At 69.7% G+C, this 13445-nt stretch carries 10 protein-coding genes and 1 pseudogene; 5 read left to right on the top strand and 6 right to left on the bottom strand.

Features of this window, described 5'->3' with window-relative positions:
* Positions 1 to 261: 261 nt before the first annotated feature.
* The 3 genes from HG543_RS27625 to HG543_RS27615 all read right to left on the bottom strand — a co-directional run bounded on the left by HG543_RS27625 (position 262) and on the right by HG543_RS27615 (position 3441).
* Positions 262 to 732: an energy transducer TonB gene (locus HG543_RS27625; protein WP_169347866.1), complete on the bottom strand. Its 471-nt coding sequence runs from the start codon at positions 730 to 732 to the stop codon at positions 262 to 264.
* Positions 733 to 1068: 336 nt separating this feature from the next.
* On the bottom strand, positions 1069 to 2340 hold the full coding sequence (locus HG543_RS27620) for a hypothetical protein (RefSeq protein WP_169347865.1): 1272 nt from the start codon (positions 2338 to 2340) through the stop codon (positions 1069 to 1071).
* A 93-nt stretch (positions 2341 to 2433) separates the two neighbouring features.
* Positions 2434 to 3441, bottom strand: a complete 1008-nt coding sequence (locus tag HG543_RS27615) for a tetratricopeptide repeat protein (protein ID WP_169347864.1) — start codon at positions 3439 to 3441, stop codon at positions 2434 to 2436.
* Between the two features lie 292 nt (positions 3442 to 3733).
* Here HG543_RS27615 and sitA6 point away from each other — a divergent pair.
* The 3 genes and pseudogenes from sitA6 (at position 3734) to HG543_RS27600 (ending at position 7088) form a co-directional block, all read left to right on the top strand.
* Positions 3734 to 4369, top strand: a pseudogene (gene sitA6, locus HG543_RS27610) (SitA6 family polymorphic toxin lipoprotein).
* Positions 4370 to 4401: 32 nt separating this feature from the next.
* A complete protein-coding gene (gene sitI6, locus HG543_RS27605; protein WP_169347863.1) occupies positions 4402 to 5121 on the top strand; it encodes a SitI6 family double-CXXCG motif immunity protein in 720 nt (239 codons plus the stop codon).
* Between the two features lie 545 nt (positions 5122 to 5666).
* Positions 5667 to 7088, top strand: coding sequence for an FAD-dependent monooxygenase (locus tag HG543_RS27600; RefSeq protein WP_246357338.1), 1422 nt, complete (start codon positions 5667 to 5669; stop codon positions 7086 to 7088).
* Between the two features lie 119 nt (positions 7089 to 7207).
* On the opposite strand, the gene HG543_RS27595 is transcribed toward HG543_RS27600, so the two are convergent.
* The gene (locus HG543_RS27595; protein ID WP_169347861.1) at positions 7208 to 8509 is read right to left on the bottom strand and encodes a S8 family peptidase; all 1302 of its coding nucleotides are present in this window, start codon (positions 8507 to 8509) and stop codon (positions 7208 to 7210) included.
* A gap of 454 nt (positions 8510 to 8963) precedes the next feature.
* On the opposite strand from HG543_RS27595, the gene HG543_RS27590 reads away from it, so the two are divergent.
* On the top strand, positions 8964 to 9803 hold the full coding sequence (locus tag HG543_RS27590) for a phytochelatin synthase family protein (RefSeq protein WP_169347860.1): 840 nt from the start codon (positions 8964 to 8966) through the stop codon (positions 9801 to 9803).
* A gap of 18 nt (positions 9804 to 9821) precedes the next feature.
* Here HG543_RS27590 and HG543_RS27585 read toward each other — a convergent pair whose 3' ends face one another.
* Positions 9822 to 11033, bottom strand: a complete 1212-nt coding sequence (locus HG543_RS27585) for a hypothetical protein (protein ID WP_246357337.1) — start codon at positions 11031 to 11033, stop codon at positions 9822 to 9824.
* 489 nt (positions 11034 to 11522) lie between these two features.
* On the opposite strand from HG543_RS27585, the gene HG543_RS27580 reads away from it, so the two are divergent.
* Positions 11523 to 11984: a hypothetical protein gene (locus tag HG543_RS27580; RefSeq protein ID WP_169347859.1), complete on the top strand. Its 462-nt coding sequence runs from the start codon at positions 11523 to 11525 to the stop codon at positions 11982 to 11984.
* Positions 11985 to 12056: 72 nt separating this feature from the next.
* On the opposite strand, the gene HG543_RS27575 is transcribed toward HG543_RS27580, so the two are convergent.
* The gene (locus HG543_RS27575) at positions 12057 to 13412 is read right to left on the bottom strand and encodes a hypothetical protein (protein ID WP_169347858.1); all 1356 of its coding nucleotides are present in this window, start codon (positions 13410 to 13412) and stop codon (positions 12057 to 12059) included.
* Positions 13413 to 13445 lie beyond the last annotated feature (33 nt).

Genomic DNA, 13445 nt, shown 5'->3' with positions numbered 1-13445 from the left:
GCTGTCGCCCTCCTGCTTCGCCTCAGGAGGTGGAGCCGAGGGCCAGCTGCGCTTGGGCACCCGACGGTGCAGGGTGAACCGCACCAGCCTTTTGTCGTTTGTGGCTAAACCGCCAACTCGAACGTCCGGCGCAGCAGCTGCGCCCAGTCCGCTCGCGGCGTCCTCTGCTTCTTTGGCTCCTGGCTGACCGCTGCCGACGTCCAGCCGGGCCCGCTCGGAATCAAGACGTCCTCGGCGGCGCCCTGAGCCAGAACGATGTACTCAGCGCGTCGAGGGGAGCTTCATCTCCACGGTGAGCGTGTAGCGCACCGGGACGGGCTTGCCGTTCAGGGTGGCCGGCTTGAAGCGCCAGGACTCCACCGCCTTCAAAACGTCTCTCTCCAGGTACTTCAGCGGCTTGAGCACACGGCAGTCGTTCACCTCTCCCGTCACGTGGACGGTGCACTGGAGGAGCATGGTGCCCTCCACGCGCGCGGCGAGCGCCTCGGGCGTGTACCGGGGCAGCTCCCCGCGGATGCGCTCCGGACGGGTCATCGCGCCCCCGAAGGGCAACACGTCCACCACGGGTTGCGAGAGCATCCTATCGACCACGGACTCGGGGTCGACGGGCACCTTCTCGTGCCTGTCGCTGGGGCACGGTGCCTCAGGGGAGGCCGCCGGCGGGGCCTTCGCCTGCGTCAGCGACGGAGAGCCGGCGAGAGCGAGGACGCAGAGGAGCAGGGGCAGGCGCATGGTGACCCCTCTAAATCTCCCCATGACATGTCGAAAGTCGCACCGCGGAGGCTCGCGTGGACCGGCGAGGTCTGCATACCTCCATGGCCCCGCGTCGACACGCGGGCCGATCTTCGCTTAGAGCAGTTCCGTCACTCCAAGTACCAACGCGAGAGCCTTCGAATGGGAATGTGGGAAGAGACGTGCGCCATCACGAACCTGCCAATCCTGCAGGGCGAGGCTTTGAGCGTCACCCGCTTCGGTGGCTCTCCCGCACTTCGTGTGGACCGTAGGTAGCGTGTCCCCTGGCGAGGTGTGGCTGGGGAAGGGGAAGGTGGGACGTCGCGACGGCGCCGCTCAGGCGGCCAGCGGCTGGACCCGGGCCGCACCGCCGCCGGTCTCCCCCCGGGTGCTCGCGGCCAGGAACGCGCGCCGCGTGGCCAGGTGCAGCAGCACGATGAGGCCGGGCACCGCGAACGCGCCCACGAGGGGAATGGGCTGGATGAACAGGAGCGCCAGCACGGCGAGGGTGCGGAGGACTCGCGTCCCCAGCCGCTCCCGCCAGCTGACGAAGGCGCTCAGCGAACCGGCCGGTGCCAGCTTGTAGAGCACCAGCGCCGCGCCGATGCCCAGCACCGGCACCAGCCCGAAGCCCGCCAGCACCGGCACCAGCACAGCGAGGCGCGCTTCGACGTGACGGAGGAACGACTGCCGTGCTTCCTCGTCCCGGAACGCGGGCGCGCGGCAGGCCGAGCAGCGGACCTCCCCCTCCACCGTCTCGAGCCGCTCCGCGCACGAAGGGCACCGGCGCGCGGCGAGCAGGGCCTGCTGGTGCTTCCGCACGTCGGCGGGCGCTCCATCCAGGACGCGGCCCAGGAACCCGATTCGCCGGGGGACACGGGGGGCCGAGCAGGCAGGGCAGGCGCTGCCGGCGAGGTGGACCTCCGCCTCGCACGCCTCGCACCTGCCGCGTGCGCCTCGCGTCACGGCGCGCAGCATGAGCCCCACGCCCACGAGCATGGCGAACATCACCCCCGTGAGGACGACACCCACCACCGGGAACAGGAGTGCGATGACGAGGCCGCCCACCGTGAACATCGACTCCGAGAGGAACAGCACCCGCCGGACGCTGCTCTCATCCGAGAGCGGAATGAGGTCGAACAGTCCGCCAATCCACGAGCGAAGGCTCGCGAACGCATACGCGGTGACGCCCACGCCGAGCAGCAGCAGCAGCTTCATCGAGAACTCCGGCGCGAGCGTCTGCCCAGACACCGCCGCGAACGGCAGGCCCTCGCCGAGGCCCATCAGCACCATCCCCCCGAAGCCCCCGAGCAGGTACAGCGCGAAGCCCATGGCGAAGACGGTGGAGGCCACCCTGTCGAGCCGCCGCATCCACGCTTGGACCTCCTGCTCCAGGGCCGCGAGCACTCCGCGCACCCATGCGACCCCCAGGTGGACGACGACGGTCAGCACGCCCAGGGCGATGCTGACGAACACCGAGCGCACGGAGAACTCACCCGAGGCGAAGAAGGCCTGCACCGAGTACCAGAAGACCAACACGCCCAGGGCCAGGGTCGTCCTTCCGGCGAGGTAGGGGACGACTCCGAGGCTGATGGCGATGGCTTCCATGTCTTCCTCCACGACGGCGCCGCATCGACGCTGCGTATGGGAATGTATTCAATCCGGGCCAGCGAATCCCGTGGGCCTCGGGAGTGCTTGGAATCACTGGCGAAGCCCGGGTGGTTTCGAGGGGCGCTTCGGCTCCGCACGTTCGAGGGCACGCTGGACGGGAGTGGGGGCCTTCGTGCCGCGCTTGCGCGCATGGGGGTTCGCGAGCTGCTGGAGGTACTGGCGGTAGGCCTTGGCGGCCAGCCCGCGATGCTTCGCCACCCAATAGAAGTCCGCGAGGTCCAGCCAGTGGGAGGGGAGCCCGGAGTCCCCCGCCGTCAGGAGCAGCCGTGGCTCGGCCTGCGCGAGTTGGCCTTGCCGCGCCAGGAGGAGGCCCAAGTCATGCGAGGCCATCCCACCCCCCTCGGCCTCGACCTGCCGCCACAATCGCTCGGCGGTCACGAAGTCCTTCCGCTTGTAGGCGCGCAGCCCCTCGGCATGGAGCTTCGAGTGACGCTCCCACTGGAGTGCCTCCTCGCCAGGCGTGCCCTCCTCGACGCAGGCGCCCGGACTCGAGCGCGACCGGGGCTGGAGGATGACCCAGGTCTTCTGAAGCTGGAGATAGGCGATCTCCGCCGTCGCGCCGAGGAACGCGCAATGGCCAAGGCGGCTGTCGGAGAAGAGCGTCAGATAGGGCAGCCCCGCGTGACCCTCCCTCATTTCGAGCCTGGATTCCCACATGGCGACGTCGGCGAAGGCACCGAGCGTGCTGCAGACCGACGCGCTTTTGGAGCCGTCGAAGACCGCGAAGTAGGGGGTGCCGAACGACTGCCCGGCCCAGACACGCACCGGATGCGAGCCGTCTCCCGCCAGGTCGAAGTCGAAGAACCGTCCCGTATCCGTGTCGCGAGGCGCCACGGCCGCGGGCTCGCCGGAGAGCAGTGGCGTCAGGGGCTGGCAGCGGGCGACATCCATCGTGTAGTCCGGCGGCAGGCGGTCGCACTCGGGACAGGAGAGTCGGCTGACCGCCTGCGCGGGAGCCCGGCCGGGCAGTGACAGGAGCAGGACCCCGGCAAGCAGGAGGCCCATTCGCGGCGTGGGGACCAACTTCGAGCTCCTCATGAACTCCAGGGCCTTGCGAAAAGGCGCTGCCAAGCATCGCACGCTGCGCGTGCGCCCAGTCGCGGATTCGCTGGGGTCAGAGGCGCGGACTTCTGCTGACGCACGACGAGCCGGTGCGAGTCGTCGAGAATGGGCGAGCCTGGAGAGCGGCCGTCCCGTAACGAACCGCTCATACGCGTCAGCTGATGCCCAGCTCGTTGAAGGTCTGTTCAATGAGCGGGGCGCATCGGCTACTGTTCGTGATGGTGCCTGTTTGACTTGCTCATTGCGAAAGCCGGGACGGCCCATGGTCATGCGCACCCTCCATCTCTATGCGCAACTGCTGTCTCTGATCGCCCTGTTGGTGGCATGCGCATCCGCCCCCTCTGCCCCGCGCATATAGGAAGCCGCGGGAGTCGCGGCCACATGTGACAGCCCGGAAACGGACCGGTGCGTCACCCTGGCGTGTGACGAAGGCTGGTGCGCTTTCTTCCGCTGCGAGGACGTGACGCCCCGGGTGGAGCCGGCGTCCATGCCTGCCGCCCGGCCGCCGCTTCGCAGGAACTGGGGCGTCCGCCTGGGCATCCGCGGCAGCGCCCGGCCGGTGATGACCTTTCCCTGGTACCCGAACGTCCAGGTGCGCCCGGTCCTCCACCTCCCGGCGGGCCGGTACGTCCGGCATCACGTCTTTCCCCAGGCCCCGGACCTGGCGCTCTACTTCCAGCGCGCCGGCATCAAGATTCACGACTACACGCTCATCATTCCTGAGCACGTCCACAGGTACATTCATGGTGGCGGCCCCCGGGGCGGTCGCTGGAATGACGCCTGGACGCAGTTCATCAACGCCCACCCCAGTCCTCCGCCACCTGAAGTCATCTACCGCCATGCGGGCGATCTCATCTTCCGCTTTGAGCTGACCGGAAAGGTCGTGCCCTACTACGGCCGCTGAAGGCGGCCACGCCAAACAAGGAGGCAGGGCTCTTGAAGTTCTACCGGGTCGAAGAGGACAGGGCGGCGGGCTACACGGGGAACCTGCGAGCCGTCCCCAGGTGGGGGTTTCCAGGCGTCACCGACTGTTCCACCTGTGGCGCGGGAGGTGGCTGGGTGGGCCTTCAGTATCCGTGTGTCGACCTGTCGGGCCTGCCCGAGCGGAAGGAGCTGGAAGACCCGGGCCGGCAGGTCAGCTTCGAGGAGTTCCTCCGGCTCCGCGACCTCGTGCGCCCATTCGCTCCGGACCAGGCCCGCCTGGAGCCCGGAGCGGACTTCGGTCCTCCGACGGGCACGGGCACAGGCACCTTCGGCCAACTCTTCATGCAGAACCCCTGGTCGCTCTACCTCCGCCGCGAGGCGCTGGAGCGACTCGTGGACGCGGGAGTGCGAGGCCTGTCGGGTTGCCCCATCGACGTGAGTTTTCGCGGGAAGAACCCGCCCGAGCTGCTCGCGATGCAGCTCGAGTTGCGCGGTCGCTTCCATCCGGAGTGCCTGCCACCGGACCGGGCTCCTCCGTGCCCGAGATGCGGCAACGCCCGTCACGCGATGCCGGAGTCCCCCCTCCTCGACGCGGCCTCCCTGCCGGAGCACACGGACCTGTTCCGGCTCGCGGACTGGCCGACGATGATTGTCGTCAGTGAGCGCATGGTGGAAGCCGCGCGGAAGCTCGCGCTGGACGGGGTCGTCTTCCGCGAGCTGGCGGTGCGCTGAAGCCTCGACTCCGGTGCCGGGCCGAAGCGCGGCCCCGCACCGCCACGCCCGCACGTGCCCTGGCATCTCACGCCGCCGAAGCCACCCCCGCTCCGCAACCGCCGTCACGGGCCGTCAACGCCCCCGGGGAGCCGACCGTGGCCCCGGGGGCGACCGCACCGTCAGAAGCGGTAGACGAGCATCCCCGCCCCATGGGGGTAGGGCCTGCACCCGCGGAACTGGACGGCCGAGGCCCGCTTGCGTCCAGCGCTCAGGGCGTTGGTCGTGGTGTCGAGCGGCTGGCGAGGCCCACGCCAATAGACACCCGCACGCCAAAGACAGGCAGAACCTGGAGCGACTGTGCCCAGCGGACGAGGGCTGGAAGGGCACGTACAACAGCCCTTCCATTATCACCGTATAAACTTCGGGGGGACTTGCGGCAAGCCCCCGGCCCTGCCGTATGTGCGCCGTCCTTTGACCCGAAACCCCGGAAAGAGGGCAGCGACATGCGTGTGACAGGAACTGAGCATTCGGTGGTCATCTCTGGAGGAGGCCCGACAGGACTGATGTTGGCCGGCGAGCTGGCGTTGGCAGGCGTCGACGTCGCCATCGTCGAGCGGCGTGCCACCCAGGAGCTCACCGGCTCGCGCGCGGGCGGTCTGCACGCGCGCACCATCGAGGTGCTCGACCAGCGTGGCATCGCCGAGCGATTCCTTTCGCAGGGACAAGTGGCGCAGATCGTGGGTTTCGCGTGGATACCTCTGGACATCAGCGATTTTCCCACCCGGCATCCCCACGGCCTCGCGCTGTGGCAGAAGCACATCGAGCGCATCCTCGCCGGCTGGATCGCGGAACTGCCGGTATCGGTCTATCGCGGGCGGGAGGTGACAGGATTCACGCAGGATGACGCCGGCGTCGTCGTCGAGCTGTCCGATGGCCAGTCGCTGCGGGCGGACTATCTCGTCGGTTGCGACGGCGGACGGAGTCGGGTCCGCAAGGCCGCTGGCATTGACTTCCCGGGCTGGGAGCCCACCATCAGCAACCTGATCGCCGAAGTCGAGGTCGCCCAGGAGCCGATATGGGGCACTCGCCGTGACGCCATCGGTATCCATGGCTTCAGCCGGTTGGAGAATGGAGGGCCGGTGCGCGTCATGGTGACGGAGCAGCACCTCGGCCGGACGGGCGAACCCACCCTCCGCGAGCTCAGCGAGGCGCTCATCGCCGTATACGGAACCGACTACGGGGTTCACAGTCCCACCTCGCTCTCCAGGTTCACCGATATGGCCCGGCAGGCGGCGTCCTACCGCAAAGGACGCGTGCTGTTGGCCGGCGACGCCGCACACGTGCACTACCCCGTGGGCGGACAGGGTCTGAACATCGGTGTGCAGGATGCGGTGAATCTGGGATGGAAGCTGGCCCAGGTGGTCAAGGGCACGTCGCCAGACAGCCTCCTGGATACCTACCATGCCGAGCGGTGGCCGATCGCTGCCCGCGTCTTGCGCGACACGATGGCGCAAGTCGCGCTCCTCCGCCGCGCGGATGACCATGCGAAGGCCGCGCTCGACACCCTGTCGGAGCTCCTCCGCATGAACGAGCCTCGCAAGCGTTTCGCCGGCCTGATGTCCGGATTGGACATTCGCTATGAGCTCGGCGAAGGGCACCCGCTGCTCGGGCGCCGCATGCCTGACCTCGAGCTGGTCACCGCCAACGGCCCGCTGCGGGTCTACCGCCTCCTGCACGAGGCTCGGCCGGTGTTGCTCAACCTGGGTGAGCCCGCCAGCCTCGACATCACGCCCTGGGCTGACAGGGTTCAGCGGATCGATGCTCGCCATACCGGCACGTGGGAGCTTCCGGTGCTTGGCGCCGTCACCGCGCCCACCGCCGTGTTGATCCGGCCTGACGGATATGTCGCCTGGGTCGGAGTCTCGACCGACGCGGGACTTGCTGACGCGCTCGCGACCTGGTTCGGACCGCCTGCCGCGGCGTAGCGCACCGGCTTTCAAGAGCACTCCGTGAGGAGCTCGAAGTCGCGCGCCCTGACAGCAGACAGCCCGGCCTCCCAGGAAGGGAAGCCGGGCTGCCTGGAGCAACCGCGCGGGGGAGGGGCCTACCGCGCGGTGCCTCCAGAAATCGGAGCGGAGGCCGGGGTCGGCTCCGCCTGGACGGTGGGCATCAGCGGCACGGCGCCGATGAAGCCCGAGTAGGCCATCCGGTTCGGCGAGCACCAGCCGGGGCTGGCCACCGCGTCCGTGGTGGAGTTGCCGATGAGCGAGCCAGAGACCTCCTCGGGCGCGGCCTTCGGGTTGAGCTCCAGGAAGAGGGCCGCCACGCCGGCCACGTGGGGCGACGCCATGGACGTGCCGCTGAGCTCGCGCGTCTCCTTGTCGCCGTAGTGCCAGGCGGAGGTGATGCGGTTGCCGGGCGCGAAGACGTCCACGCAGTCACCCCAGTTGGAGAAGGACGCGCGCTGGTCCTTGTTGTTCGTGGCGGCCACGGTGATGGCCTCCGGAGCCCGCGCCGGCGAGTGCTTGCACGCGTCCATGTCCTCGTTGCCCGCCGCCACCACGTACGTCACGCCCGCGGCCACGGAGCGGCGGACCGCGTCGTCCAGCGCCTGGTCGACGTCGCCCCCCAGGCTCATGTTGGCCACCGCCGGGGACTGGTGGTTCTTCGTCACCCAGTCGATGCCCGCGATGACGCCGGAGACAGAGCCCGAGCCGTCGCACCCGAGCACCCGTACGGAGTGCACGAAGGCATTCTTCGCCACGCCGTAGGTGCTGCCCGCCACGGTGCCCGCCACGTGCGTGCCATGGCCGTTGCAATCATTGCCCTTCATGCTGTCGCCGATGGCGTCGAAGCCCACCGAGGCCCGGCCGCCGAACTCGCGGTGCGTGAAGCGCACGCCGGTGTCCAGCACGTACACGTGCACGCCCAGGCCGGTGGCGTTGTACATGTAGAGCTTGTCCAGGGGCAGCGTGCGCTGGTCCATCCGGTCGATGCCCCACGTGGGGCTCGGCTGGCTCTCGAACAGGGACACCACGCCGTTCTCCTGCACGTAGTCCACCGCCGGGTCCCTCGACAGCGCCCGGGCCTGCTCCTCCGTCATCTTGCCGGCGAAGCCCCGCAGCGCGCTCTCGTACACGGCGAAGGCCATGCCGCCGTACTTCGCGGTGAGCCCCTGCGTGGCCTGCGTCACCGTCATCTGCTGGAGGCTCGCCTCCGGCGCCTTCAGCACGACGATGTACTCGCCCGGAATCTTCTTGCGGACGGTGATGAACTTCCCCGCGCGCTTCTGGCTCAACGTGGCCCGGGCGGCCGGGTCCTTGCACTGCGCCGGGCTCGTCGCACAACCTCCCAGCAGCGCCAGCGCACCCACGGAGAACGTCCACTTCAGGATGTGTCGATACATGTTTCACCCAAGGAAAGGAGTTGTCCCGGTGAAACGGATCGACGCCCAATACGGTTTATCCCTGATTCGGCACCCAGGGATGAGACAGCGGTTCGTCAATGAACACGCACACTCAACGCGACCCGTCGATGTCGTCGAAGAGGGCGCGGAGGCGCTCGCCGCGCTGTGGGTTCACGGACTCCACCCATGCGACACGCCCGGCGAGGTGTGCCCTCTGGTCGGGATGCTGTGTCTGGTTTTGTGTCGACGGGCCCTTGCGGACGCAGTGGGTCAGGAGGGCCTTGAGGGTGTCGAACTCGGCGCGGGGGATGTTGGGCCGCGCGTTGACCACCCCCGGAGAGGGGACCCGTCGCCCGAAGACGCACCGGGCAGGCAGGGGCCATGGAAGCCGGATTTCCGCCTTGCCCGGGCCCGTGGCAGGCTCCGCGCGCACACATCCCGGGAATCGCCATCCATGAAGCTGCTCCGCACCACGCTGCTCGTCCTCGGAAGCGGGTATGTCGCCCTCGCGCCGCTCTCGGCTGACGCCAAGGGCTCCACGCCGTCGACGAACGCGGGCCTCGTCACCTTCTCCGCGCCCGAGTCCATCAAGCGCCTCGAGCGCAGCCGCCACAAGGTGGACTTCTTCCACCTGGCCAACCAGTTCGAGTCCCAGGGCAACAAGGCCTTCTGCGGCCCCACGTCCTCCGTCATCGTGCTCAACGCGCTGCGCATGGGGAACGACGCGGTGGCGAAGCCGCAGGACCCGTCGCTGGTGACGGACGAGGACCGCAAGCTGCTGCCCGCGGGCTTCGATCCGCTCTTCCACCGCTACACGCAGAACAACTTCTTCGACACCCGGGTCCAGGAGGTGAAGACCCGCGCCGAGGTCTTCGGCCAGCCGCGCGGCGAGGGCGCGAAGTCGGACGCGGGCATCCAGCTGCGCCAGCTCGCGGGCATGCTCGCGGCGCAGGGGCTGGACGTGAAGCTGCGCGTGCTGAATGACTCGCTGAAGGACGCGACGATGCGCGAGGAGCTGAAGCAGAACCTCAAGACGGAGGGGGACTACGTCATCATCAACTACTCCCGTCCGCTGCTGGGGCAGCAGGGCAGCGGGCACATCTCTCCGCTGGCGGCGTATGACCAGAAGTCCGACTCGTTCCTCGTCATGGACGTCAACGCCACGGACCAGCGCTGGGTGTGGGTGAAGGCCCCGGCGCTGTTCGCCTCCATGCGCTCGCCGGACGTGCAGGAGAACCGCGGCTACCTCCTCGTGAAGGAGGGGAAGACCACGCAGGCGCGCGAGACGCCGTAGCGCTAGGGCTTCGGGGCGCTACCACGGGCGTACGGTGGTGCCCCACCAGTACAGCGCCGACTCCAGCGGGAAGTCGCCGGGGCGCTCCAGGGTGGAGCCGATGCCCATCTCCCGAGCCGCGTTGAGCAGGTGCGCGTGCCAGGGCTGGTGCGCGTCGGAGAGCCGGGTCGCGGCGATGGCCAGCGCGCTCGCTCCGATGGAGTAACCGCCGTGGACGAGCGGGCCGCTGGCGGAGTCCTCCCGTCCCTTCACGCCCCGAGGCCACTCGCGGCAGGCGGCGAAGGGCAGCAGGTCCCCGGCGGGATGGTCGCAGTAGCCGTCCACCAGCGTGGTGGTGAAGGTCTTCGCCGCCGGGTGGGAGGCCATGGCCAGGAAGGCGCCCGTCCAGGCCAGGGTGGTGCCACGAGGCGTGGCCTCCACGGGACGGCCCTTCGCGTCCACCTTCGCGGGAAAGCCCGTGGGCAGCGCCGCGAGCTCCACGAGTCGCGCGACGAGCCGCCCGCCCGCGGCGTGGGACTCCGCGTTGCCGCGCAGCCGTCCGTGCAGGAGCAGGCCGGCGGCGGCGGGGGCGCTGTCACAGGGCCAGATGGCGGACTTCCCGAAGCTGGGCAGCCACACCTGCCGGGACAGGGCCTCCACGAGCTGCGCGGCCAGGGCATCGAACAGGGCGGTGGAGGCTTCATCCGCCATGCCGGCGCGGTGCATGCCCGCGAGCATCAGCAGCACATGGCCCCGGTAGAGCACGCTGAGCGGCAACGGATGTCCGGCGACGGCCCGGGTGCCATGGGGAGTGAAGGGAGCCCGTGCCCGGTCCAGGACATCCGCGAGCAGCGCCTTCAAGCGCCGGGGCGTGTCCGGGAGCGGGTGGCCATCCAGCGCCGCCTGCACGAGAATGAAGGACAGGTGCGCGTCGCAGAGGAGCTGGGCCTCGATGAAGCTGCGGCCCTTGTCCCCGAGCAGCCTCGGCCGGCAGCCCTTGCCCCGGATGCGCTGCTCCAGAACCTCCAGTGACGCCACGGTGGGCTCCAGGGAGGGGAGGGGAGTGAGGTTGTTCGGGGCAGGGCTGGCGTCCCGGCTGGCGTCGATGGGCGTCAGGGCGGTTTGGGCCGGGAGGTGGTTTGAAGCAGGGATGCCGGCCTTCGCGAGCGAGGCGACAGGGAGGACGCAGCCCAGCGTCAGGAGCGGTAGCAGCGCCCGCGGGATGATGCGGAAAGGAGAGGCTCCAGACATACGCGGAGACCTCACCACGCTCCGGCGTCACGGGCTGCGCCCATCGGGTCATCGGTCGCGGGCGTGGGTGGAACGGTCGTTCCGCTCCCGCGGCCGGCTGTCAGGGCAGAGCGCGCGGCGGTGGCGTGGTGGAAGGAACGTTCGTTCCACCCGCGCGGGGCAACGCCCCTGCCCCGCCAGTGCGTCAGATGTGTTGAATTCTCATCGTGCCGTACCGTATAGGCGGCTGCCTCTCGCAGTTCGCCGAGGCCCTGGAGGTACCGACACGTGGGGATGCGCTGGATGTTGAGCTGGACTCTTCCGCTGGTGTTCCTTGGCTGCTCCGAGGCCCCGTCCTCCTCCGCGGTGGTTGCGAGTGCCCAGGCAGCCCCGAGCGTGCCGGCGGCTCCGAGCGCCCCGGCCCAGCAGTCACCGGCTCCGAGCGCTCCGGTCCAGGCGGCGGCTCCAAGCGCGCCGGCCCAGGAGGCACCGGCCCCGAGCACCCCGGAGGTGCCGCGAACCGTTTCCCTCGCCTATCAGCCGGGCTGTGACCCGGTGACGGAGTGGAAGTGCCTCTGCGTGGGGAGCGTGGGCTCGGCGGCGGAGGCGCTGCGGGAGGTGGGAATCGACGCGCAGGCGGTCCGCACGAGCGGCACCCCCTGCATCCAGGGTGACTTCGACCGGGACGGCGAACCGGACTACGCGCTCCAGGGCGCGGGCTACTCGTGCAACCAGTCCGTCCCCGTGCGCGTCCTCTTCACGAAGGGTGGCCTCGTGCGAGAGGTCCAGGCCCTTCCCCGGGAGGTGAGCTGCCTCCAGCTCTACCGCCCGAGCAAGAAGCGCGGCCGCCACGGCGTGCCGGCCACGAATCGGGACGCCCTGGTCGACTGGGGCGAGGGCAACGCCACCTGGTTCTACCGCTACGACGGCAAGCGCTGGCAGGCCACGAGCCATCGGTCCGAGTCTCGCTGACGCGTTCCTACGCCGCTCCTCGCCGCGTGCCCGGGCTGTCCTGACCGGGAGCGCGGCGAGAGCGGTCGGTCGTCAGGGCGCCTCGCGCCGTACGTTGAGGTCGTCGAAGCGCCCCTCGCGCTCCAGGCGCCAGAGGTCCTCGTCGGTGACGTAGGGCTGGCCGAGCAGCTCGCGCGCCTTCTTCACCTTCGCCGTGAGCAGCGGGTCGGTGATGGGCGTGCTGTTGTCCTTCGTGGGCCGGGGCGGCGGCCGCATCACGGAGAACGTCCCCCGCGCCGGGTGGCCATCCAGCGTGTTCCCCTCCAGCGCGTACGTGAGCATCGTCACGTCGGGCTCGGCCTTCGTGTCCAGGGACACCGCCACCTCCACGCCGCGGCCCTCCGGAATCATGTCGACGCCCAGGGACACCTCGCCGGTGTCCTCGGGGTGGGGAGGCTCGCCCGGCTCCGGCTTCCGAGCGCGCAGGAGGGTCACCCGCTCCAACCGCACCAGCCCCTTCCAGGGGTGGTACAGGCGGAAGGTCTGCCGGACCACGCCATCCTCGCCCAGCTCGGGGAAGCGAGGCGTGCCCCGCGCCAGCACCGTGACGACGCCCTTCTTGTCGAAGTTCTCGAAGGCCGTGTTGAGCACCTGGAGCGACGAGCGCCCCGTCACCTTGCGCCCCTGCGCATCGACGACGTCCACGCGCACCAGGTGCTGGAAGTACATGGCCCAGGGCCGCGTCCCGCCGCCCCCCAGCGTGTGCGTCACCACGGGCGTGGTCGTCGTCACCGTGTGCTGGTCGTCGAAGGTCCACACGTACTTCACCGGCGCGAAGGGCGGGCGCGGCGGCGCGTCCCGCTTCTTCAGTTCGACGACGCGCGCGAGGAACTCGTAGTCCTCGTCGGAGTTGGGGAGGCGCCGGGAGAAGACCTCGACGAGCCGGTCGGGCTCGCAGGGCTTCACCTTGTACCGGGGCACCGGCACCGACGCGGACACGTTGTCCTTGCCGAACACCGTCACCACGGGCGGCTCGTACGTCCCATCCGGCTCCAGCCATACGCGCAGGGGCACGCGCATGCCGGTGCCCGTGCCGATGGAGGTGTGCAGGTACGAGTCATTCCCGTCCGGCGAGTGCGCGCGGACGCTGATGAGGTTGTCCTCGCCGGAGCACACCTCGTGCTTCTCCACCGTCACCGCGTCGATGACGGGCGGAGGCACCGGCTCCGGAGCGGGCCGCGCCGCCACGGCCGCCGGCACCGTGACGGCGGGGGGCGCGGGGGAAGCAGTCTCGGCACGGAAGGCCGTGGGACTCACCGGCGCCGGAGTTGACGGTCGCGAATGCTCCGGGCTCGCGGACAGCCACCACCCGGCCACGAGTGCCACCGTGGCCATCGCCAACATCCACGCCCAGCGCCGCTTCCAGCAGGGACGGTCGTCCGGTTTCATGCCGTGGTTCCTCTCGCCGTTTCGAGATGCCGG

The organism is Pyxidicoccus fallax (assembly GCF_012933655.1).
GTDB lineage: Bacteria > Myxococcota > Myxococcia > Myxococcales > Myxococcaceae > Myxococcus > Myxococcus fallax.
Note: the sequence above shows the minus strand (reverse complement) of the source record. Positions and strands in the feature narration are given on the sequence as shown.

Bases quoted from the DNA above. Each gene is read 5' to 3' on its own strand.
- HG543_RS27575 (WP_169347858.1), bottom strand. From the start codon at position 13,412: ATGAAACCGGACGACCGTCCCTGCTGGAAGCGGCGCTGGGCGTGGATG.
- HG543_RS27595 (WP_169347861.1), bottom strand. From the start codon at position 8,509: ATGTATCGACACATCCTGAAGTGGACGTTCTCCGTGGGTGCGCTGGCG.
- HG543_RS27615 (WP_169347864.1), bottom strand. From the start codon at position 3,441: ATGAGGAGCTCGAAGTTGGTCCCCACGCCGCGAATGGGCCTCCTGCTT.
- HG543_RS27620 (WP_169347865.1), bottom strand. From the start codon at position 2,340: ATGGAAGCCATCGCCATCAGCCTCGGAGTCGTCCCCTACCTCGCCGGA.
- HG543_RS27625 (WP_169347866.1), bottom strand. From the start codon at position 732: ATGCGCCTGCCCCTGCTCCTCTGCGTCCTCGCTCTCGCCGGCTCTCCG.
- HG543_RS27590 (WP_169347860.1), top strand. From the start codon at position 8,964: ATGAAGCTGCTCCGCACCACGCTGCTCGTCCTCGGAAGCGGGTATGTC.
- HG543_RS27585 (WP_246357337.1), bottom strand. From the start codon at position 11,033: ATGTCTGGAGCCTCTCCTTTCCGCATCATCCCGCGGGCGCTGCTACCG.
- HG543_RS27600 (WP_246357338.1), top strand. From the start codon at position 5,667: ATGTTGGCCGGCGAGCTGGCGTTGGCAGGCGTCGACGTCGCCATCGTC.